Source organism: Pseudomonas sp. BSw22131 (genome assembly GCF_026810445.1).
Taxonomy (GTDB): Bacteria; Pseudomonadota; Gammaproteobacteria; order Pseudomonadales; family Pseudomonadaceae; genus Aquipseudomonas; species Aquipseudomonas huanghezhanensis.
In genome coordinates, this window is the sequence record NZ_CP113949.1 from 2502456 (window position 1) to 2524117 (window position 21662).

At 59.3% G+C, this 21662-nt stretch carries 21 protein-coding genes and 2 pseudogenes; 15 read left to right on the forward strand and 8 right to left on the reverse strand.

The annotated features are described in order from the left end of the window. Positions 1–77: 77 nt before the first annotated feature. Entirely contained in the window at positions 78–308 is a 231-nt protein-coding gene (locus tag OYW20_RS11150) for a hypothetical protein (protein WP_268800728.1), read from the reverse strand. 333 nt (positions 309–641) lie between these two features. Here OYW20_RS11150 and htpG point away from each other — a divergent pair, with 333 nt between their 5' ends. Continuing rightward, positions 642–2546 carry a molecular chaperone HtpG gene (gene htpG, locus OYW20_RS11155; RefSeq protein ID WP_268800729.1) on the forward strand — a complete coding sequence of 635 codons (1905 nt, stop codon included), beginning with the start codon at positions 642–644 and terminating at the stop codon, positions 2544–2546. 78 nt (positions 2547–2624) lie between these two features. Further along, on the forward strand, positions 2625–3350 hold the full coding sequence (locus OYW20_RS11160; RefSeq protein ID WP_268800730.1) for a dienelactone hydrolase family protein: 726 nt from the start codon (positions 2625–2627) through the stop codon (positions 3348–3350). Between the two features lie 116 nt (positions 3351–3466). On the opposite strand, the gene OYW20_RS11165 is transcribed toward OYW20_RS11160, so the two are convergent. The 4 genes from OYW20_RS11165 to OYW20_RS11180 form a co-directional block, all read right to left on the reverse strand. Then, positions 3467–4348 carry a pirin family protein gene (locus tag OYW20_RS11165; protein WP_268800731.1) on the reverse strand — a complete coding sequence of 294 codons (882 nt, stop codon included), beginning with the start codon at positions 4346–4348 and terminating at the stop codon, positions 3467–3469. A gap of 153 nt (positions 4349–4501) precedes the next feature. After that, complete coding sequence (gene fabB / locus OYW20_RS11170) at positions 4502–5722, reverse strand: beta-ketoacyl-ACP synthase I (RefSeq protein ID WP_268800732.1); 1221 nt, start codon at positions 5720–5722, stop codon at positions 4502–4504. Between the two features lie 10 nt (positions 5723–5732). Continuing rightward, complete coding sequence (gene fabA, locus OYW20_RS11175) at positions 5733–6248, reverse strand: 3-hydroxyacyl-[acyl-carrier-protein] dehydratase FabA (protein WP_268800733.1); 516 nt, start codon at positions 6246–6248, stop codon at positions 5733–5735. 210 nt (positions 6249–6458) lie between these two features. After that, positions 6459–8381, reverse strand: coding sequence for a response regulator (locus OYW20_RS11180; protein WP_268800734.1), 1923 nt, complete (start codon positions 8379–8381; stop codon positions 6459–6461). A gap of 221 nt (positions 8382–8602) precedes the next feature. On the opposite strand from OYW20_RS11180, the gene OYW20_RS11185 reads away from it, so the two are divergent. The 9 genes from OYW20_RS11185 (at position 8603) to OYW20_RS11225 (ending at position 15396) form a co-directional block, all read left to right on the forward strand. Further along, positions 8603–9628 carry an NAD(P)H-dependent glycerol-3-phosphate dehydrogenase gene (locus OYW20_RS11185; RefSeq protein ID WP_268800735.1) on the forward strand — a complete coding sequence of 342 codons (1026 nt, stop codon included), beginning with the start codon at positions 8603–8605 and terminating at the stop codon, positions 9626–9628. Positions 9629–9704: 76 nt separating this feature from the next. Then, entirely contained in the window at positions 9705–10031 is a 327-nt protein-coding gene (locus OYW20_RS11190) for a DUF4389 domain-containing protein (RefSeq protein WP_408005510.1), read from the forward strand. After that, positions 10028–10486, forward strand: coding sequence for a phosphohistidine phosphatase SixA (sixA, locus tag OYW20_RS11195; RefSeq protein WP_268800737.1), 459 nt, complete (start codon positions 10028–10030; stop codon positions 10484–10486). The genes OYW20_RS11190 and sixA overlap by 4 nt, the downstream gene beginning before the upstream one ends. A gap of 69 nt (positions 10487–10555) precedes the next feature. Then, positions 10556–10999 carry a hotdog fold thioesterase gene (locus OYW20_RS11200; protein WP_268800738.1) on the forward strand — a complete coding sequence of 148 codons (444 nt, stop codon included), beginning with the start codon at positions 10556–10558 and terminating at the stop codon, positions 10997–10999. Positions 11000–11118: 119 nt separating this feature from the next. Further along, the gene (locus OYW20_RS11205) at positions 11119–11439 is read left to right on the forward strand and encodes a hypothetical protein (protein WP_268800739.1); all 321 of its coding nucleotides are present in this window, start codon (positions 11119–11121) and stop codon (positions 11437–11439) included. Positions 11440–11559: 120 nt separating this feature from the next. Then, a complete protein-coding gene (locus OYW20_RS11210; protein ID WP_268800740.1) occupies positions 11560–12393 on the forward strand; it encodes an alpha/beta fold hydrolase in 834 nt (277 codons plus the stop codon). After that, positions 12390–13244, forward strand: a complete 855-nt coding sequence (locus OYW20_RS11215; protein ID WP_268800741.1) for an alpha/beta hydrolase — start codon at positions 12390–12392, stop codon at positions 13242–13244. The genes OYW20_RS11210 and OYW20_RS11215 overlap by 4 nt, the downstream gene beginning before the upstream one ends. A 190-nt stretch (positions 13245–13434) precedes the next feature. Next, complete coding sequence (locus OYW20_RS11220) at positions 13435–14226, forward strand: DUF4892 domain-containing protein (protein WP_268801100.1); 792 nt, start codon at positions 13435–13437, stop codon at positions 14224–14226. A gap of 117 nt (positions 14227–14343) precedes the next feature. Beyond that, positions 14344–15396 carry an AI-2E family transporter gene (locus tag OYW20_RS11225; protein WP_268800742.1) on the forward strand — a complete coding sequence of 351 codons (1053 nt, stop codon included), beginning with the start codon at positions 14344–14346 and terminating at the stop codon, positions 15394–15396. Between the two features lie 64 nt (positions 15397–15460). Here the strand turns inward: OYW20_RS11225 and OYW20_RS11230 are convergent, their stop codons facing one another. The 3 genes and pseudogenes from OYW20_RS11230 to OYW20_RS11240 all read right to left on the reverse strand — a co-directional run bounded on the left by OYW20_RS11230 (position 15461) and on the right by OYW20_RS11240 (position 16742). Next, complete coding sequence (locus OYW20_RS11230) at positions 15461–15712, reverse strand: hypothetical protein (protein ID WP_268800743.1); 252 nt, start codon at positions 15710–15712, stop codon at positions 15461–15463. Between the two features lie 7 nt (positions 15713–15719). Then, a pseudogene (locus tag OYW20_RS11235) lies at positions 15720–15995 on the reverse strand (two-component sensor histidine kinase); the annotation flags it as partial. Next, positions 15992–16742 (reverse strand): annotated as a pseudogene (locus OYW20_RS11240) (response regulator). The pseudogenes OYW20_RS11240 and OYW20_RS11235, both read right to left, overlap by 4 nt. A gap of 348 nt (positions 16743–17090) precedes the next feature. On the opposite strand from OYW20_RS11240, the gene kdpF reads away from it, so the two are divergent. The 4 genes from kdpF (at position 17091) to kdpC (ending at position 21633) form a co-directional block, all read left to right on the forward strand. Beyond that, on the forward strand, positions 17091–17186 hold the full coding sequence (kdpF, locus tag OYW20_RS11245) for a K(+)-transporting ATPase subunit F (RefSeq protein WP_268800744.1): 96 nt from the start codon (positions 17091–17093) through the stop codon (positions 17184–17186). A gap of 5 nt (positions 17187–17191) precedes the next feature. Next, a complete protein-coding gene (kdpA, locus tag OYW20_RS11250) occupies positions 17192–18886 on the forward strand; it encodes a potassium-transporting ATPase subunit KdpA (RefSeq protein WP_268800745.1) in 1695 nt (564 codons plus the stop codon). 10 nt (positions 18887–18896) lie between these two features. Next, a complete protein-coding gene (gene kdpB / locus OYW20_RS11255) occupies positions 18897–20969 on the forward strand; it encodes a potassium-transporting ATPase subunit KdpB (RefSeq protein ID WP_268800746.1) in 2073 nt (690 codons plus the stop codon). Positions 20970–21066: 97 nt separating this feature from the next. Continuing rightward, positions 21067–21633, forward strand: coding sequence for a potassium-transporting ATPase subunit KdpC (gene kdpC / locus OYW20_RS11260; protein ID WP_268800747.1), 567 nt, complete (start codon positions 21067–21069; stop codon positions 21631–21633). Positions 21634–21662: the final 29 nt, after the last annotated feature.

A 21662-nucleotide genomic window follows, 5' to 3' on the forward strand; every position in this document is an offset into this window, starting at 1 on the left:
GGAAACAACAAAGCCCGCAATCAGCGGGCTTTATTGTTTTGAAACTTGAGTACTTACTGCTTAGTGGGTGCAGGCGCTTACTGGTTAGCCTCTTTAGCGCGCTCTTGCGCAGCTTCGGCATTTTTCTGAGCCGCTTCCTGACTTTCTTTGGCAGCGTCGTTCACTTTGTCCTGGGCTTTTTGCATGGACTCTTGCGACTGCTGAGCAGCCTTGTTTGCATCCTGTTGTTTGTCTTCGGATTTTTTATCGCAGGCAGCGAGACCGAGGGTGGCAGAAAGCATCAGGGCGATAGCTAAAGATTTACGCATGGGGTGTTTCTCCTTATTGAATATCTACGAGCCTTTCGAGCGTGGGTCGATAAATTAAGTTCCGTGTGCCTGGATCTTTAATAAATAATGTTTCAGCCACTTTGAAGTCCACGTGTGCTGTGCCGTCCGTTGCACATTTTCGTAGAATAAATGCCAGTGTTGAGCATCGGTATTTTCTTCAGGAGCGCGTAACGAACCAGAAGATTGCCCTTTGCTGTTTTTACCGCCTCTTGAAATCCTCGTCCTAGCCCCCATTTTGATGACAACCCGCTGCCACGCTCAGGTTTTGAACTGAGCTGGTGCCTAATGCCATCTGATCGGAGTTTGATGACCATGAGTGTGGAAACTCAAAAGGAAACCCTGGGCTTCCAGACCGAGGTAAAGCAACTGCTGCACCTCATGATCCATTCGCTGTATTCGAACAAGGAGATTTTTCTCCGCGAATTGATCTCGAACGCCTCTGACGCTGTCGATAAATTGCGTTTTGAAGCGTTGTCCACGTCGGACCTCCTTGAAGGCGGGGCCGAGCTGAAGATTCGTGTCAGCTTCGATAAGGACGCCAATACCGTTACGCTCGAAGACAATGGCATCGGCATGAGCCGAGACGACGCTGTCACCCATCTGGGTACTATCGCGAAGTCAGGCACGGCCGATTTCATGAAGCATCTGTCTGGCGATCAGAAAAAAGATTCGCACCTGATCGGTCAGTTTGGTGTCGGTTTCTATTCCGCGTTCATCGTTGCGGATCAAGTTGACGTCTACAGCCGTCGTGCCGGCCTCGATGCCAGCGAAGGCGTGCATTGGTCCTCCAAAGGCGAAGGTGAGTTTGAAATCGCCACCGTCGAGAAGGCCGATCGCGGTACCCGTATCGTGCTGCACCTGAAGCCCGCCGAGACCGAGTTTGCTGACGGCTACCGTTTGCGCAACATTATCAAGAAGTACTCCGACCACATCGCATTGCCGATCGAGGTGCCTAAAGAGCAGGCCGCCGCTGAAGGCGAGGCTGCTCCGGCCGTTGAGTGGGAAACCGTCAACCGCGCGAGCGCACTCTGGACTCGCCCTCGCACTGAAGTGAAGGGCGAGGAATACCAGGAGTTCTACAAGCACGTTGCCCACGATTTTGAAAACCCGCTGAGCTGGAGCCACAATAAGGTCGAAGGCAAGCTGGAATACAACTCGCTGTTGTATGTGCCGGCTCGTGCTCCGTTCGATCTGTATCAGCGTGAAGCGCCGCGCGGCCTGAAGCTCTACGTACAGCGCGTATTCGTGATGGATCAGGCTGAATCATTCTTGCCCCTGTACCTGCGCTTCATCAAAGGCGTGGTGGACTCCAACGATCTGTCGCTGAACGTTTCCCGTGAAATCCTGCAGAAAGACCCGATCATCGATTCGATGAAGTCAGCACTGACCAAGCGCGTGCTCGACATGCTGGAAAAACTCGCGAAGAACGAGCCTGAGCAATACAAAGGCTTCTGGAAAAACTTCGGCCAGGTCATGAAGGAAGGTCCGGCTGAAGACTTCGCCAACAAGGAAAAAATCGCCGGTCTGCTGCGTTTCGCTTCAACCGCAAGTGAGGATGGCGAGCAGAGCGTATCCTTGGCTGAATACCTGGCTCGCGCCAAGGAAGGTCAGGACAAGATTTACTTCCTGACCGGCGAAAGCTACGCCCAGGTCAAAAACAGCCCGCACCTGGAGGTCTTCCGCAAGAAAGGCATCGAAGTGCTGCTGTTGACTGATCGCATCGATGAGTGGCTGATGAGCTACATCACCGACTTCGACGCCAAGGGTTTTGTCGATGTGGCGCGGGGTGACCTGGACCTGGGCAAACTTGATTCCGAGGAAGACAAGAAAGCTCAAGAGGAAGTGGCCAAGGATAAGGAAGGTCTTATCGAGCGCTTGAAAGCCGCGCTGGGCGAAGCTGTCAGTGAAGTACGGGTTTCTCACCGCCTCACCGATTCCCCCGCCATTCTGGCCATTGGTGAGCAGGACCTGGGCATGCAAATGCGCCAGATCCTCGAAGCCAGCGGTCAAAAGGTGCCGGAATCCAAGCCGATCTTCGAGTTCAACCCTAGCCATCCGCTGATTGGAAAGCTCGACAACGAGCAGAACGAAGAGCGCTTCGGTGACCTGTCGCACATCCTGTTCGATCAGGCTGCTCTGGCAGCGGGCGATAGCCTTAAAGATCCGGCCGCCTATGTGCGCCGTCTGAACAAGTTGTTGGTTGAGCTGTCGGTTTAACATCGAGTGAACGCAAAACCCGCTTCGGCGGGTTTTGTCGTTTTGCGATCCCCTTTTTTCACAACGCAGGAGTCAGCAATGAGCAACGTTACTGTTCGTTCCGTGGTGTACCAGATTGATGGCGTGAGCTATGAGAGCCGTCTGGCGTTCATTGATGGCGCGGCGGCGAGCCCAGGCTTGGTGATGGCACCCAACTGGATGGGTGTCAGTGAAGGCGCTGAGCAGATAGCAAAAAATGTGGCAGCCAAGGGTTATGTGGTGCTTCTGGCCGACCTGTACGGCCAGAGCGTACGTCCTGAAAATGGCGACGAAGCAGCGGCGGCCATGATGCCGCTGAAAAACGATCGCGTGCTGTTGAACGCCCGCATGAAGGCCGCACTGGATCAACTGACCGCACAGAAAGATGCGTCCGTCGACACAGATAAGCTCGCCTCATTCGGCTTCTGCTTCGGTGGTTGCTGCTCTCTTGAATTGGCTCGCACCGGCGCGCCCTTGAAGGCTGCGGTGTCTTTCCACGGCACACTGGATACGCCTGATCCAGCAGCTGCCAACAACATCAACGGTTCGGTGCTGGTGATGCATGGCGCCTCGGACCCGTTGGTGCCCAAAGAGCAGCTGCCAGCGTTCGAGGACGAGATGAATGCTGCGAATGTGGATTGGCAGTTGCTGAGTTACGGCGGCGCTTACCACTCGTTCACCGATCCGGAAGCGAACAACCCCGGCAACCAGATGTACAACAAAAAGATCTCGGACCGCGCGTTCCAGTCGATGTACAACCTGCTGGACGAAGTGTTCGCCCAGTAAATGCATCACCCACTGTAGGAGCGAACGTGTTCGCGAGACTTCGGGGCATCCAATGCACCAGGCTGGCTGCAATAACGCCTCGCTAATGAGTTCGCTCCTACAGATTGAGTTTCATCTCACAGAGGCTGTGGTTTAGGCTTTGGGCCTGCTGGCAATGCTATACGCTCAACTTCTCCCGCCACCGTCGGCCAGTCACCTGCAGCCCACCTGGCACGGGCCTGATCAATCAGTCGCTGATCGCTAGCTACGAAATTCCAGTTCATACGCCTTGGTCCGTCCAGCGCCGCACCGCCAATCAACACTGCGTGGCTGTCACTTTCCGCACACAGTGTCGGCTCGTCACCGGGCGTGAACACCACCAATGTGCGCGGCTCAACGGGTACGCCATTGAGCATCATCTGGCCTTCAATCACGTACAGCGCTCGCTCTTGATATTCATTGGGGATGAGCAGTGTCGTGGCGTTCTGCATCGTCACTTCGGCGTAAAGGGTGGGTGATAGCACGGGAACGGGCGAGCTCAGGCAGAAACCATTCCCGGCGATGATACGAATCCTGATGCCCATGTTGTCGCTGACTGGCAGTTCGTCCGCCGGGTAATGGCTGTAGTGACCGTCTCCTTGCTCATGAGCCCTGGGTGACGCCAACCAGACTTGCAGGCCGTGCAATCGCGAGCCGCTGTGCAGCAGAGTGTCAGGCGTGCGCTCGACGTGTGCGATCGCACGCCCGGCCGTCATCCAGCTGACTTCTCCCGGGCGAACATGTTGGTCGCTGCCCAGGCTGTCCTTGTGCTGGATGTGTCCCTCGAACAAGTAGGTCAGCGTCGACAAACCAATGTGAGGGTGCTGGCCTACATCCATACCGCTGCCGGCAGGGTATTGGGTTTCCAGCATGTGATCGAAGAAAACGAACGGCCCCACGCTTCGGCACCTGGCGCTCGGCAGCGGGCGAAGAATAGGCTGTCCTTCAACGTCTTCGGCTCGGGGTTTAATCGTCAGCATGGCTTGGCTCTCGAAGGGAAACTGGCATGGACAAAGCTTAAGCCATGGAGCGCGCTCTTTGCAGTAGGGCTCAGGTCAGCAAACGATTGGTGTTCTCCAAAGCAAAAAAAGGCGCCTCGAAAGGCGCCTTTTCAGGTGTTACGTGAGCTCGACTTACTTACCAGTCCAGCGCTTCATGACCAGCGTGGCGTTGGTGCCGCCGAAGCCGAAGCTGTTGCTCATAACCTGATTGATCTCTGCGTTTTCGCGAGTTTTGGTCAGGATCGGCATGTCGGCAACTGCTGGGTCCAGCTCGTCGATGTTGGCGGAACCGGCCATGAAGTTGCCTTCCATCATCAACATGCAGTAGATCGCTTCGTGAACGCCCGCGGCGCCCAAAGAGTGACCCGACAGGCTCTTGGTGGAGCTGATGGCAGGAGCATTGCCGGCAAACACTTCACGCACGCCTTCCATTTCCTTGACGTCGCCGACAGGGGTGGAAGTGCCGTGGGTGTTCAGGTAGTCGATTGGGCCTTCAACGGTGGACAGCGCCTGCTGCATACAGCGGATGGCGCCTTCGCCGCTTGGCGCGACCATGTCGTAACCGTCGGAGGTTGCGCCGTAACCCACCAGCTCTGCGTAGATTTTTGCGCCGCGGGCCAGAGCATGCTCCAGCTCCTCGACCACGACCATGCCGCCGCCGCCTGCGATGACGAAACCGTCACGGTCTGCGTCGTAGGCACGCGATGCCTTCTCAGGCGTGTCGTTGCGTTTGCTCGACAGTGCGCCCATGGCGTCGAACAGGAACGACTGGCTCCAATGCTCTTCTTCACCACCACCGGCGAATACGATGTCTTGCTTGCCCATCTGGATCTGCTCCATGGCCGTACCGATGCAGTGAGCACTGGTGGCGCAGGCAGAAGCGATGGAGTAGTTCAGGCCTTTGATCTTGAACGGGGTGGCCAGGCACGCTGACACCGTGCTGCTCATGGTGCGCGTTACACGGTAGGGGCCTACACGCTTGACGCCTTTCTCACGGAGGATGTCCAGCGCTTCCATCTGGTTCAGCGTAGATGCGCCGCCTGAGCCTGCAACCAGACCGGTGCGTGGATTGGAAACCTGCTCCTCGGTAAGGCCCGAGTCAGCTATGGCGTCTTTCATTGCCAGATAGGCATAGGCCGCAGCGTGACCGACAAAGCGATAGATCTTACGATCGATCAGCTCCTCGAGGTTAAGGTCAATGGAACCGGAAACCTGGCTGCGCAAACCCCTTTCGGCGTATTCCGGGTTGAATCGGATGCCAGGGCGGCTTGCACGCAGGTTGGCGGAGACGGTGTCTTTGTCATTGCCCAAGCAGGAAACAATGCCCAGACCAGTGATAACGACGCGGCGCATGCGAATACCCTTAGAAATTTTCAGTGGAAGTGAACACGCCGACCCGAAGGCCTTCGGCAGTGTAGATCTCACGGCCGTCGACGCTGACCGAACCATCGGCGATGGCCAGGTTCAGCTTGCCGCGCAGCACGCGTTTGATGTGGATGTTGTAAGTGACTTTCTTGGCGGTTGGAAGCACCTGGCCGAAAAACTTGACTTCGCCCGACCCCAGGGCGCGGCCCCGGCCCGGCAAGCCTTGCCAGCCTAGGAAGAAGCCGACCAACTGCCACATGGCGTCAAGGCCAAGGCAACCTGGCATCACCGGATCACCCTCGAAGTGACAGGCGAAAAACCACAGGTCAGGCGTTATATCCAGTTCGGCGACCAATTCACCTTTGCCGAACTTGCCGCCTTCTTCACTGATGTGGGTGATGCGATCCACCATCAGCATGTTGGGGGCGGGCAGTTGCGCGTTACCTGGGCCGAACAGCTCGCCGCGACTGCAGCGCAGCAAGTCTTCCCGGGTAAAGGCGTTTTGTTTGGTCATGCGAGCTCCTCGATAATCCTGTGCGGCAGGGTGTAGCGATGCTTACCCAATCTGACCAGCGGGTAATCCCGGTGCTGGCAGCCTACTCATAGACTATTTCGTTGTAGTGAAAGTCACAGCACGGGCGAAATGAATGTACACCTGTGCACTGAAATTTTTCGTCCACACGTTCACGTGGGTCGAATCGGCACACAAGACTGCCGCAATTTATCATTTATCGCCAGTCGCAGATGCCCTAATGGTCAGCCAGCGCTGTAAAACCTGCTGTAAATCAGTACGTTTGAACGGCTTGGCCAGGTAATCGTTCATTCCTGCCTGCAAGCATATCTCTCGATCCCCCTGCCGAGCATTTGCGGTAAGGGCAATGATCGGTAAAGACTCAAGGCCCGGCAGCGCCCGAATGCGGCGTGTCGCTTCATATCCATCCATGACCGGCAACCGACAATCCATCAGCACCAGCGCAAATTTCTCCTTGCTCGCCATGCTCACTGCCTGCGCGCCGTCGCCTGCAACGCTCACCTCAAGCCCGAGGCTGCGCAGCATGGCTTCAACCACGGTGCGGTTCACCGGATTGTCCTCTACCAGCAGCACACAGCCATCGCGGCTTGCCTGTTGATCGCTGACCGGCATTGGCTCAGTGGCGATTTCTTCCTCTTCCATCCTTTGCAGCGGGATCTTCAGGGTAAAGACCGAACCCAGACCCTCGTTGCTTTCAGCGGTCAACGTGCCGCCCATGCGTTCGGCGAGATTGCGCGCAATGGGCAGGCCCAACCCCGTACCGCCATACCGACGCGAGATGGAATTGTCTGCCTGCTGAAAGGCGTCGAACATTGATTCAAGCAGGTCAGGTGAGATACCGATGCCACTGTCACGCACGGCACAGGTGAACATAATGGTGTGACTGTCTGACGGGCTCCATGCGCTATCAACACGCACGCTGCCAAACTCCGTGAATTTGAGTGCATTACCGATCAAATTGACCAGCACCTGACGAATGCGCGTCGGATCGCCCTTGACCCGCAGTTGATCAAAGCCCGGTTGCGAATGCAGTTTCAGCTCCAGAGAGCGCTGCTGGGCGTCATGTGCAAAGGCCTGAACCGAGGTGGCGATCAGGTCGGCCATGCCAAAGGCGATGTTTTCCAGTTCCAGTGCATCGCGCTCGAAGCGAGAGAAGTCGAGGATGTCGTTGATGACCCGGAGCAAGTGCTCGGTTGACTCGGTGGCCAGCGCCGCATATTCCGTCTGCTCCTCGGTCATTTTTGTGGTTTCCATCAGTTGCAGCATGCCAAGAACGCCGTTCATGGGCGTGCGCAACTCGTGGCTCATCATGGCCAGAAACTCCGACTTGGCGCTGTTGGCGCGCTCGGCTTCTTCGCGCGTTCTGATCAACTCGTCCATGGCTTTTTTCTGCTCGCGGCTGGCTTTTTCGAGGCCGAAGGCAAGGTTGTTGATGTGGCGGGCGAGGTTGCCCAGCTCCGCATCATCGGCCACCGGCAGCGGCGTGGTGTAGTCACCCTGCTGGATGGCTTTGACCGCATCACTCATTGCGCTAATGGGCTCGGACAGGCTGAGTGCCAGACGACGCGCCAGCATGTAGGTGAACAGCAGGGCGAAGAGCGCGAGTATTCCGGCTTTGAGCAGGATTTCCTGCTCACGCTGGTTGAACGCCTCGCTGGACATCCCCACCAGCACCCGGCCCAGGTAATTCTCAAGCGGGCGGGCATCCGCCGCGTCGGGCACTATGGCGTTCCCAAGCCTTGAGCGTTGTAGTCGAATCGGCGACTGAAACACCTCGATCTGGCGCGGCGGTGTTTGCTTGTCACCCACTTGTTCGACGTGGACCAGCACCTGACCACTGCTGTTCTGCACTTCCAGAAAGCGCACATGGGGGGTTGCCATGGTGGCCTTCATCAGGCTTTCCAATACGCTGTTATTGCCGACGATGACGCCGTATTCAGATGCCGGGGCCAGCTGGTTGGCGATCAACTGACCGGTGTGGTTGAGCTCCTGACGCAAGTCCTGAATTCGCACCACGGTGAAGAAACTGATCAGCAGCAACGTCAACAACAGGGCAGGGCCCAGGCTGAGAATTTGCGTACGAGTGCTGATGTTCCAGCTGCGCCGCAGTGTCATCGAATCGGTTCTCCTGGGGCGATGTCGTATCGACAGATGATGGGCAGACAACATGAATTTTCATGGAGGCACGGCATCTTAACCGAGCTGTAGTTATTTTCGTTGGCCGCCGTAGGCTTTGGATGAGATGACTGTCGCGCAGCGTTTGCCGCTGGTCGCATTCGCAGCGCTCCGTATAATGCGGCCATCGCCAGATGTGATGGCCCTGACTGGATTGTCTTATGAACCCGCAGCAACCTATCGCAGTACTCGGCGGCGGCAGCTTCGGTACCGCTGTGGCCAATCTGCTGGCAGCCAACGGCCAGCGAGTCATGCAGTGGATGCGCGACCCTGAGCAAGCCGAGGCGATTCGTGTCAACCGTGAAAACCCCCGCTATCTAAAGGGTATCAAGGTGCTTGAAGGCGTCGAGCCGGTGACCGACCTCCAGGCCACCCTTGAAGCCTGTGAGCTGATCTTTGTTGCGCTGCCTTCCAGCGCGTTGCGCACGGTGCTCACGCCGCACGTGCAGTTGCTGGACGGCAAGATGCTCGTCAGCCTGACCAAGGGCATCGAGGCGCAGACCTTCAAACTGATGAGTGAAATCCTCGAGGACATCGCCCCGCAGTCTCGCATTGGTGTGTTGTCGGGGCCAAACCTTGCACGCGAAATCGCCGAGCACGCATTGACCGCGACGGTGGTCGCCAGCGAAGACGAAGACCTTTGCCAGAATGTGCAGGCTGCTTTGCATGGCCGCACGTTCCGCGTGTACGCCAGTGCCGACCGTTTTGGCGTTGAGCTGGGCGGGGCGCTGAAAAACGTCTACGCGATCATCGCCGGCATGGCTGTGGCGCTGGGCATGGGTGAGAACACCAAAAGCATGCTCATCACCCGCGCGCTGGCCGAGATGACCCGCTTTGCCGTCAGTCAGGGTGCTAACCCGATGACCTTCCTGGGGCTGGCAGGGGTAGGCGATCTGATCGTCACCTGCTCATCGCCTAAAAGCCGTAACTATCAAGTGGGCTTTGCGCTGGGCCAGGGTTTGAGCCTCGATGAAGCCGTTACCCGCCTTGGCGAAGTCGCGGAAGGCGTGAACACCCTCAAGGTGCTCAAGGTGAAGGCTCAGGAGCTTCAGGTGTACATGCCACTGGTTGCGGGTCTGCATGCGATTCTCTTTGAGGGCCGTACCCTCGAACAGGTGATTGAGCTGCTGATGCGCGCCGAACCCAAAACCGATGTCGATTTCATTTCGACCAGCGGTTTCAACTGAATAAATCCGTGTGGAGAAGCCCTTGAACGATTCCAGATTCAAGCAAAACGAGTCGATATTGCTGCGCATCCTCTGGATGGTGGTGTTTGTCGTGGTATGGCAGGTGGCCGAATTGGTGCTCGCCGTGGTGGTTCTGGTGCAACTGGCCTACCGTCTGTTCTACGGCGCCCCGAGCCTGAGCCTGATGCAATTTGGCGATAGCCTGAGTCAGTTCCTCGTGCAAATAGGCCGTTTCGGTACGTTTCACACCGACCAGAAGCCCTGGCCTTTTGCCGACTGGCCGACACCGCGACCGCCAGAAGGCGAGGCGCCCCATTCAGTGCCTGCCGCTGAGCAAGCTGGACCTGCCGCTGCGCACGCTGCCGCTGAGCAACCTGTGCGTGACGAAGAGCCCAAACTATGACGGTGTGGATTTTGCGGCACGGCGAAGCGCAAAACCGCGCGCGCAGTGATGCTGGTCGCGAGCTCACCGTCAACGGCCGCGAAGAAGTCCTGAATAGCGCGGCGCAGCTGTTGGGCCAGCCGCTGCGCTTCATCATCGCCAGCCCGTACGTTCGTGCTCAGCAGACTGCCGAGCTGGTGCGCCAGGCGCTGGGCTTTAGCGACAGCGTAATAACAGTCCCTTGGCTGACGCCTGACAGCGATCCGCGCAAGGTGCTGGTCAATCTGGATATGTACGCGGGCGATAACGTCCTGCTGGTCAGCCATCAACCTTTAGTAGGTGCGCTGATCGGACTGGCTGTCCACGGCAGCACGCAACAGGCTCAACCCATGCAGACGGCCAGTCTTGCGGAGCTGGAGGGAGATTTCCCGCTCGCTGGCGCCATGGAATTGGTCAGCGTGCATCACGTTCAGTGATGCATACGGGCATCAGTTGCCCGAAGAATTACCCCAGGTAAGTCCCTACACAACAACAAAGGAATGAACATGACGATCTGGCGCAGCCCTCCAAGTATCGACGCCCTTAATGCAATGCAGAAAAACACCATCGGCGAGGTTCTGGATATTCGTTTCGAATCTGCCGATGACGACTCACTCACCGCGAGCATGGTGGTCGATCACCGTACTCATCAGCCCTATGGCCTGCTGCACGGCGGCGCTTCTGTGGTGCTGGCGGAAACAGTCGGCTCCACCGCCAGTTATCTGGTGATCGATACCAGCAAATATTTTTGCGTGGGCCTGGAAGTCAACGCCAACCATCTGCGTGGCCTGCGCAACGGCCGCGTCACCGCGATTGCCCGGCCGGTGCATATCGGCCGCACCACCCACGTCTGGGACATTCGTCTGACCAGCGACGAAGGCAAGGCCTGCTGTATCTCCCGCCTGACCGTTGCCGTCGTGCCCCATGGCGAGCAACCGCCCGGCCGCTAATTTCGATTCGCTATTTGCAGCCCATTCGTTCGAGCGATACGGTCTTTGCCGCCTTTTTCCTTTGCGTCTACTGTGAACGCGTCTCATGGTGCGACACACATTGTTCAAGGAGGAAGGAAATGGCTAATCAACCCGTAGGGCTTGAGGCGTGGGTGACGGATATCTACGCAGACAAAGTGCTGACCAACACTGAATTTCAGGCCTTGCGAGACGAGGCGGATATGGTCTATGAAGGGATGAGCGCGGCACTGCCGGGCGTGCCTGATCTGCCTGCGTTTCAGAAGCTTGCCGACGAAACAGTCCAGTCCATGCAGAGCAGCATTCTTGCAGTGAAGAAAACCAAGCCATCCGAGGAGGTTAAAGCGCAGGTCAAGGAGGGTTTTGGTTTTCAGGTCGCCTACATCAAGGCGTGCCTTGATCGGTTCACTCAAACGTTGTAAATCCCAAGTAACTCTTCCCATGACCGGAGTGCCACTGTCGATGGCGCTTCCGGTCATTGCGGGGTGAGTGGCGCGTGCCCACAATTGCAGCCTGATCTGCACTCACCGGGATGCGCTTGCATGACTCAACCTGTCTTTTTCGCTCACGCCAATGGCTTTCCTTCTGCGACCTACGGCAAGTTGTTTGCTGCGCTGGGCGACGGATTTCAGGTCGCTCATCTGGAGCAGCATGCTCACGATCCTCGTTTCCCGGTGACTGATAATTGGGCGGATCTGGTCGATGAGCTCATTCACCATCTTCGCCACCAGCCTCAGCCCGTCTGGGGCGTGGGTCACTCTCTCGGCGGTGTGTTGCATTACCACGCGGCGCTGCGTTGCCCCGAGCTTTACAGGGGCGTTGTGATGCTGGACTCACCCGTTCTGACCGTGTTCGATCAGTGGATGATTCGCGCTGCCAAGCGGTTCGGTTTCATCGATCGCCTAACCCCGGCCGGGCGCACGCTGGGGCGCCGCGAAGTGTTCTCTGATATTGACGCCGCACGGCACTATTTCTCGGGTAAAACCCTGTTTCGCCGATTCGATCCGGAGTGCTTTGAAGCCTATCTCTTGCACGGGCTGCAAGCGGACGGCGGTCAACTGCGCCTGCGCTTTGATCCCGCCACCGAGATCAGCATTTATCGCAGCGTGCCGCACACCAGTCCTGGGCTCGCTCGTCAGTTGCGAGTGCCGTTGGCAGTGGTGCGCGGCGAGCACAGTCAAGTGGTCAGGCGACACCACGCCTATTCGGTCAAAAGCATGCGGGAAGGGGAATACCTGTCGATGCCGGGCGGGCATATGTTTCCGCTGGAACATCCCGAAGCGACCGCTCAGATGCTTAAAACCTTGTTCGCCCGCTGGAGCGCGCGGCGTGAGTCAGCCGAAGGCGCGCAGGCCTGCGAGCGTGCCCAGGCATGAGTTGCCGGGTTGAAGAAGTGCGGCTGAGCTTGCCGCATATCGAGTTGGCGGCCCATCTGTTCGGTCCTCCGGACGGTAGGCCGGTGATCGCGTTGCATGGCTGGCTTGATAACGCCAACAGCTTCGCCCGACTGGCGCCCAAACTCGAAGGGCTGCGTATCGTGGCGTTGGATCTGGCCGGGCATGGCCATTCCGACCACCGTCCGATTGGCGCAGGTTACAGCCTGCCGGACTATGCCCACGATGTGCTGCAGGTCGCGGACCAATTGGGTTGGGAAAAGTTTTCACTGCTGGGGCATTCGTTAGGCGCGATCATTTCAGTGATCATCGCCGGCGCGCTGCCCCAACGTATTAACCGCCTGGCAATGATCGACGGGTTGATCCCGCCGCTCGGTGAAGCAGACAGCGCCGCGCAACGTATGGGTGCGGCGTTGCAGGCGCAGTTAAGCCAGTTCAACAAGCGCAAGCCGGTTTATGCCGAGATTGATCGCGCCGTTGAGGCCCGCATGCAGGGCCTGGTTGCGGTCAGCCGCGAGGCCGCTGAGCTGCTGGCGCAGCGCGGTTTGATGCCGGTGCCCGGTGGCTACACCTGGCGCAGCGATAGCCGTCTGACCCTCCCGTCGTCTACCCGTTTTAGCCGTGCCCAGGCAATGGCCTATGTCGAGGCCATCGCTTGCCCCACTCAGTTGATCGTCGCCGAAGACGGCATGCTGGCGAAAAACCAGGCGCTCTTGTCCGCCCTGCCATTTGAGGTCAAACACTTGCCCGGCGGGCATCACCTGCACCTCAACGACGAGGCTGGCGCGAGCTCTGTTGCAGACTGTTTCAAACGGTTTTTCGCTGTTCCTTGACTTGCGACCGGCAACTGCCGAGGCTGAGCGGGTTAAGACAGGAGACACCCATGACGGACCAACAACGCGCCGCCCCTGGCAACCCTGCCGGAATTTCAGCGAGCCTTATTTCAGGCTCGCTCCGTAACCTTCCTTTTCCGACATCGAGCCGATGAAAGCACCCATGCGTTTCACCAGTGCCTTCGGGTTGATGCTTTGCCTTGCCACGCTCAGCACACTCAGCCATGCGGATGATGTGCCCGGCAGCCTGGACCTGCCCAAATTACCCCGGCTGGCCGATGCCGAAATCGTTGATTACCGCCCGGCCACCGAGCTGGAACGGGTTTACCCCATGGGCTCGATTCGCAAGATCAGCGGTCAGCTGCGTTTTGACGGGCAAGTCGGCGCTCGAGGCAACGTCACCGCCATCACCTACCAGATTCCCTCCGAACACACCTCCGATGAAGCCTTCACCGCGGCACGCGAAGCGCTGCAGAAGCAGGACGCACAGTTGCTGTTCTGGTGCCAGGCGCGTGACTGCGGAGAGAGCAGCCTCTGGGCCAATGAAGTATTCGGCAACGCCAAGTTGTACGGCGCCGACGACCAGCAAGCGTATCTGCTGTTGCGTCTGGCGGCCCCCGAGAACGACACGCTTGTAGCGTTGTACAGCATCACCCGTGGCAATCGACGCGCTTACCTGCATGTGGAGCAGTTTCAGGCAGCGGCGCCCTTGGGGGAGCTGTTGCCGACCTCCGCCACGTTGTTGCGGCAGCTTAAAAGCACCGGTGAACTGGATTTGCCCATGCTCACCGGCACCCCGCAGGAACCTTGGATTACGTTACTCTCGCGCGGCCTGAACCTGGACAGCGGCCTTCGAGTGACGGTATCGGGCAAGGACGCCGAAGCGTGGCGTCAGGCACTGACCGGCAAAGGCGTGCGCGCGGCGCGACTCGAGGCGGGCAATGGCGAGGCAAAGGGCCTGGCCATTGAACTGATCCGCTGAAGGACTATCTGTAGGTGTCGCTGCGCACCGCACTGTAGTCGCCTCATGATGAACGCTGGCAAGACCGGCGTTCGCCGTTATGCTGTCGCCACTCATGTAAATTCTGCAGGATGAACCATGCTCAATAATGATCGCCTCTTGGTGCAGATTCTGCTCCTGGCGTTGCTCGGTGCCTGCCTGTGGGTAATGGCGCCGTTCTGGTCGGCGCTGTTCTGGGGCGCTGTGCTGGCCTTTGCCAGCTGGCCGCTGATGCGCCTGTTGACGCGTTGGCTCAAGGGCCGAGAATCGCTGGCCGCCGCGTTGCTGACCCTCGGCTGGGCAGTGCTGGTGCTCGCGCCGCTGGTGTGGCTGGGCTTCAATCTGGCCGATCACGTGCGAGATGCGACGGTCTTCATCAAAGATGTGCAAGTGGACGGTCTGCCGGACCCTCCGACCTGGCTGGCCAGCGTGCCGTTGGTGGGGGAGCGTCTGGTGAGCTTCTGGAACACGATCGATCAGCAAGGCGCGGCGATGCTCGCCAATGTGCGGCCGTATCTGGGGCAAGTCGGTAACTTTCTGCTGGCGCGAAGTGCTCAGATCGGCGGCGGCATTCTCGAGCTGACATTGAGCATCGTGTTCGTGTTCTTTTTCTATCGCGACGGCCCGAGGCTGGCGGCTTTCGTATTGAGCCTGCTGGAACGCCTGATCGGTGATCGCGCGCAATATTACGTAGATCTGGTGGCTGGCACGGTACAGCGGGTTGTCAACGGAGTGATCGGTACCGCCGCCGCTCAGGCGCTGCTGGCCCTGATCGGTTTTCTGATTGCCGGTGTGCCGGGCGCGCTGGTGCTGGGTATTGGCACATTCCTGCTGAGTCTGGTGCCGATGGGTCCGCCGCTGATCTGGATTCCGGCCACCGCCTGGCTTGCCTGGAAAGGTGATTACGGTATGGCGATTTTCCTTGGGCTCTGGGGTACGTTCATCGTCAGCGGTGTTGACAACGTACTGAAGCCGTACCTGATCAGTCGTGGTGGCAATCTTCCACTGGTCATCGTGCTGCTGGGGGTTTTTGGCGGTTTGCTGGCATTCGGATTCATCGGCCTGTTCATCGGCCCGACATTGCTGGCGGTGTCCTATAGCCTGCTGCTGGACTGGGTGGGCAGCAGTCGGGCGCAGCAACCGCGCACTTGACAATCGTCACCTGAAAAAACCGCCGTCGGACTTACGTCCGGCGGCGTTTTTTTTTGCACCCGCGTCAGGCAGAAACGCTGACGTACTTGCCGGCAGTGGCGCTGCTGGTCAGGTTGTAGCTGTCGCTGATGGCGGCAACGATCCGGCTCAATGCTTCGGCCGACTGGCTGCTGCTGCTTTGCTGCTGACTGTTGCTGTTGGAGGACAGCGCCGACGTCAGTTCGCTGGAGCTGATCCCGCCGTCACCGTCGCCGTCCAGCGCGCTCAGCAGGTTTTGCGCGTTATTGGCAGTTGAGCTGCTTGCGTCCATCTGCATAGGTGGCGGCGGCGATGATCAGGGTGATCAATTGAAAGATCAGCGGCACGATAGGCCCACCCAGCGGCGGCGGGCGGTGCTCGCGTGGCCTCTCGCCCATCATGGGCGCTTGCTGTGTATCGCCCGCCTGAGAATGCTCCGGCGGAGGTGGAGGTGGAGGTGGAGGTGGAGGCCGAAAACCGTAAAAGCTGAACCAGCCAAATGCCAGCAGGTGCGCCAGGATGATAGCCAGCAGCGCGCCGCCGAACAGGCGGGCGAACAGTGTGTCAGCCGAACGGATCAACCGATGTCCCTGGCGTCGAACAGGTAGCCTTCACCGCGCACTGTCTTGATCAGTTGTGGCGATTTGGGGTCATCGCCCAGTTTCTGCCGCAACCGTGAGACCAGTAAATCGATGCTGCGATCAAAGGCTTCGATCGAACGACCACGTGCTGCATCCAGCAGTTGCTCGCGATTGAGCACGCGGCGCGGACGCTCGAGGAACACGCGCAACAACGCTGAACTCAGCGTTGGACAGCGGCACCACCAGACCATCGGGTGCGGTCAATTGGCGCAATACGCTATTGAGCCGCCAGTTGTCGAAACGGATGTGGGTGCGCTCTTCGCTGCGTTCGTCGCGTACCCGGCGCAGGATGGTCTGGATGCGTGCAACCAGTTCACGCGGTTCGAACGGTTTGGCCATGTAGTCGTCGGCGCCCAGATCCAGACCGATGATGCGGTCGGTGGGCTCGCAGCGGGCGGTCAGCATCAGGATCGGGATGTCGGAGGAACCGCGCAGCCAGCGACACAGCGACAGGCCGTCTTCACCGGGCAGCATCAAGTCCAGGACTATGACGTCAAACGTGCCTTCCGACAGCGCCTGGCGCATGGCAGTGCCATCGATGACGCCGGTGCTGTGAATGTTGAAGCGTGCGAGGTAATCGCACAACAGCTCGCGAATCGGCACGTCGTCATCGACGATCAGCGCGCGAGTGGTCCAGCGGCGTTCGTCAGCGCCAGTAGCGGTGTTGCTGTCGGAAAGGGTTTGCATGTACTGCTGCCGCCATGTGGAGCCGCCATCGACTGGCCGCAAGTAAGGAACGACGCCCCATGCCACTGCGCTGGCGAGTCAGGCGGAAGGGTGCAGGGCGCGGGTGTCGGGCGATTGTCGGAAATGTATCAGGAAAGCTACAAGCCGTAAGCTTCGAGCGGCAAGCATGCAGCGGCGTAAAGTTCGGCGTTTACGCCTACTGCTGCTCGGCAGCTCCTACAGGGACTGCGTTTGACGCCGGGCTTTACGCATTCTTTATGCCCGGCGACCTCCCTCGCTCTCGTTCCTTTACGCCCCTGCTACGGACAATGACCCCAAGCGGCAATCGCCGTATGACGGAGAGTTTCCATGAGTGTTCTGGATGGGGTGTCCCTGCTGTTGGCGGCAGGGTTGTTCGTGTACTTGCTGGTGGCGTTACTGCGCGCCGGCCAGGTCGAGGAGTGACGGGCATGCACGGTTACGACTATCTGCTGATCATCGCGTTCTTTGCACTGGTGCTGTTGCCAGCGCCGATGCTGGGGCGTTTCTACTACAAGGTCATGGAAGGTGAGCGCACTTTTCTGACCCCGGTCATGGGGCCGGTCGAGCGCATTTGCTATCGCATTTCCGGCGTAGACCCCAAGATTGAGCACAACTGGAAAACCTACACACTGGCCTTGCTGGCCTTCAACCTGGCTGGCTTCGTCGCGTTGTTCGCGATCCTGCTGTTTCAGGGCTCTCTGCCACTCAACCCGCAAGCGCTGCCGGGTATGGAATGGTCGCTGGCCTTCAACACCGCAATGAGTTTTGTCACTAACACTAACTGGCAGAATTACAGCGGCGAAGCGTCCCTCAGCTACCTGAGCCAGATGGCCGGCCTGACCGTGCAAAACTTCGTCAGTGCCGCAACCGGCATCGCCGTGCTGGTTGCATTCTGCCGTGGCATCAGCCGCCGCTCGACGCAAAGCCTGGGGAACTTCTGGACCGACATGACCCGCGCAACCCTTTACGGGCTGTTGCCGTTGTGCATCATCCTGGCGCTTTTTCTGGTGTGGCAGGGCGTGCCGCAGACCTTCGCCCATTACGTGGACGCCGTGACTCTGCAAGGCGCCGACCAGAGTATTCCGCTCGGCCCGGCTGCCAGCCAGATCGCAATCAAACAACTGGGCACCAACGGCGGCGGTTTCTTCGGCGTCAACTCGGCGCATCCGTTCGAGAACCCGACCGCCTGGAGCAACCTGTTCGAGCTGGTATCGATCATCCTGATCCCGGTAGCGCTGGTGTTCACCTTCGGCCATTACGTCAAGGACCTGCGTCAGAGCCGGGCGATCATCGCCTGCATGCTGGCGTTGTTCCTGATTGGTGGTGCGACCATGCTGTGGGCGGAATATCAGCCCAACCCGACGCTGAGCATGGCTTCCGTTGAACAGACTGCACCGATGGAAGGCAAGGAAACGCGTTTTGGCACCACCGCGACCGTGCTGTGGGCAAGCGCGACTACCGCTGCTTCCAACGGCTCCGTCAACGGCATGCACGACAGCCTCAATCCGCTGAGCGGTATGGTGGCGCTGGCGAACATGATGGTCGGCGAAGTGATCTTTGGCGGCGTCGGCGCAGGGCTGTATGGCATGCTGCTGAACGTGCTGATCGCGGTGTTCCTCGCCGGCTTGATGATCGGACGTACGCCGGAATACCTGGGCAAAAAACTCCAGGCGCGTGAGGTCAAGCTCCTGGTCGCGACCCTGATCGTGATGCCGGTGGGCGTGCTGGTGTTTGGTGCATTGGCGGCGTCGTTGCCTGGCCCGGCCGGCGCGGTGAGCAACCCCGGCCCGCATGGCTTCAGCCAGTTGCTGTACGCCTACACCTCGGCCACGGCCAACAACGGCTCAGCGTTCGGCGGTTTCAGCGCCAACACGATGTTCCACAACCTGATGCTCAGCCTCTCGATGTTCCTCGGTCGCTTCGGCTACATCCTGCCGGTGCTGGCATTGGCGGGCAGTCTGGCGGCGAAGAAAACCGCGCCGCTCAACCAGAACAGCTTTCCGACCCACGGCCCCTTGTTCGTGACCCTGCTGACGGTGACCATTTTGCTGGTGGGCGGGCTTACGTTCCTGCCGACCCTTGCACTGGGGCCGATTGCCGAACATCTGAGCCTGGGCTTCTGAGGAACGAATCATGAACATGCAGATTCCTGCTACAAATAAAAACGCCGAACAGCCAACACCTGTGGCGTCGCCAGCCAAGACCGCAATAGCCGACCTGTGGCGACCTGCGCTGGTCCAGGCCTTCGTCAAACTTGACCCGCGCCAGTTGAAACGGGCGCCGGTGATGCTGGTGGTGGAGCTGACCGCCATCCTCACCACCGTTTTGTGCCTGATCCCTGATCCGGCCGTACCGACCTTCGTCGCGGTGCAGATTGCAGTCTGGCTGTGGTTCACCGTGCTGTTCGCCAACTTCGCCGAAGCGTTGGCCGAAGGCCGCGGTAAAGCGCGGGCTGACAGCTTGAAGGCCGGTACCGAAGGCCTGAAGGCACGCTTGAAAGGCAGCAACGGCGCGTTTGAAATGGTCAGCGCCAGCAGCCTGCGCAAGGGTGACGTGGTACGCGTCGAGGCCGGGGAGATGATCCCAGGCGACGGCGAAGTCATCGAAGGCATCGCGGCGGTCAACGAAGCGGCCATCACCGGTGAGTCCGCGCCGGTGATTCGTGAATCCGGCGGCGACCGTTCGGCTGTCACCGGCAACACCCGGCTGGTGTCCGACTGGTTGATGGTGCGCATCAGTGCCAACCCCGGCGAGTCGACCCTGGACCGCATGATCGCGTTGGTGGAAGGCGCCAAACGCCAGAAAACACCCAACGAAGTCGCACTCGACATCCTGCTGATCGGCCTGACGCTGATCTTCCTGCTGGTCGTCGTGACTTTGCAGCCGTTCGCTCACTTCGCCGGGGGCAATCTGCCGCTGGTGTTTTTGGTCGCGCTGTTGGTCACGCTGATCCCGACCACCATCGGCGGTTTGCTGTCAGCCATCGGTATCGCCGGGATGGATCGCCTGGTGCGCCTGAACGTCATCGCCAAATCCGGGCGCGCCGTGGAAGCAGCCGGCGACGTACATGTGCTGCTGCTGGACAAGACCGGCACCATCACTTTCGGTAACCGCCGTTGTGCAGCGGTGTATGCCGCACCGGGTGTGAGCCCCAAAGAGCTGAGTGAAGGAACGTTGCTGGCCTCGCTGGCGGACGATACGGCAGAAGGTAAATCCATCGTCGAGTACCTGCGCGGCTTGCACCCGATGGTCGAACCTGCACCCAGCCAATTGACCCCGGTGCCGTTCACCGCTGAAACCCGTTTGTCCGGTGTCGACTATGACGGCCGGGTGTTTCGCAAGGGTGCCGTCGATTCGCTGCTGAATTTCCTGGGCCGTGATCGCAGTGATCTGCCGTCGGTGCTGGCGCGTGAAATCGACAAGATCGCCAAAACCGGCGGCACCCCGTTGCTGGTCTGTGGCGACGGCAAGCTGCTGGGCGCCATCCACCTGAAAGACGTGGTCAAGCCCGGCATCCGTGAGCGCTTTGAAGAATTGCGCAAACTGGGCATTCGCACGGTGATGGTGACCGGCGACAACCCGTTGACTGCTGCTGCGATTGCCGCTGAGGCGGGCGTGGACGACGTGCTGGCCGAAGCGACGCCGGAGAAAAAGCTCGAGCGTATTCGTCAGGAGCAGAACGACGGGCGTCTGGTTGCCATGTGCGGCGACGGCGCCAACGACGCCCCGGCGCTGGCTCAGGCCGATGTCGGCATGGCGATGAACGACGGCACGCAGGCGGCGCGCGAGGCGGCCAACATGGTCGATCTCGACAGCGACCCGACCAAGCTGCTGGACGTGGTGCAGATCGGCAAGGAATTGCTGGTTACACGCGGCGCGCTGACGACGTTCTCGATTGCCAACGACGTGGCCAAATACTTCGCCATCCTGCCGGCGCTGTTCGCCTCGATCTACCCGCAGCTGGGCGTGCTCAATATCATGCACCTGACCAGCCCGCAGAGCGCGATCCTTTCGGCCATCGTCTTCAACGCGCTGATCATTGTGGTGCTGATCCCGCTGGCGCTTCGTGGCGTGCGGGTTCAGGCGGCGAGCGCGGCGGCGTTGCTGCGACGTAACCTGCTGATCTACGGGCTGGGCGGGATTGCCGTGCCATTCGTGGGGATCAAGGCCATCGACATGCTGCTGACCGCGTTGCATCTGGTGTAAGGCGGCACCTGCGCTGCGGACACCGGTTCGCAGCGCAGGAGCCATCGGGTGCTGCAACCAAGGTCTGCGGCGCTCACTTTTGATTGAGGATTTGATGATGTCGACTGTAATTCGTCCAGCCATAAGCCTGATTGTTCTGATGACCCTGATCACCGGCGTCGCCTACCCACTGGTGGTGACGGGTATTGCGCAAGTGGCGTTTCCTGAGCAGGCCAACGGCAGCCTGATCTATGACGATCAGGAGAAGGTGCGCGGTTCCGAGCTGATCGCACAGAATTTCACCGGCGAAGAATGGTTTCACCCACGTCCTTCGGCAGGCGCTTATGCAACCGTCTCCAGCGGCGCGAGCAACCTGGCACCGAGTAATCCGGCGTTGGCTCAGCGCGTGGCCGATGATGCCGCCAAAAACGTGGTGGACGGGCAAGGCCCTGTGCCGCTGAACCTCTTGACCACCTCTGGCAGTGGCCTTGACCCGCATGTTTCGCCCCAAGCCGCTGCTTATCAGGTCAGCCGTGTTGCAGCGGCGCGTAATGTTTCCCCGGACGCCGTGCAGGGGATTGTTGAGGCCAATACCTATCGCCCGTTGATCGGTCCGCCAGTGGTCAACGTTTTAAGCTTGAATCAGGCGCTCAATGGGTTACCTTCTGCCAAATCCGTGAATTGATCGACGATCTGGTGGGAGAGGGCTTGCTG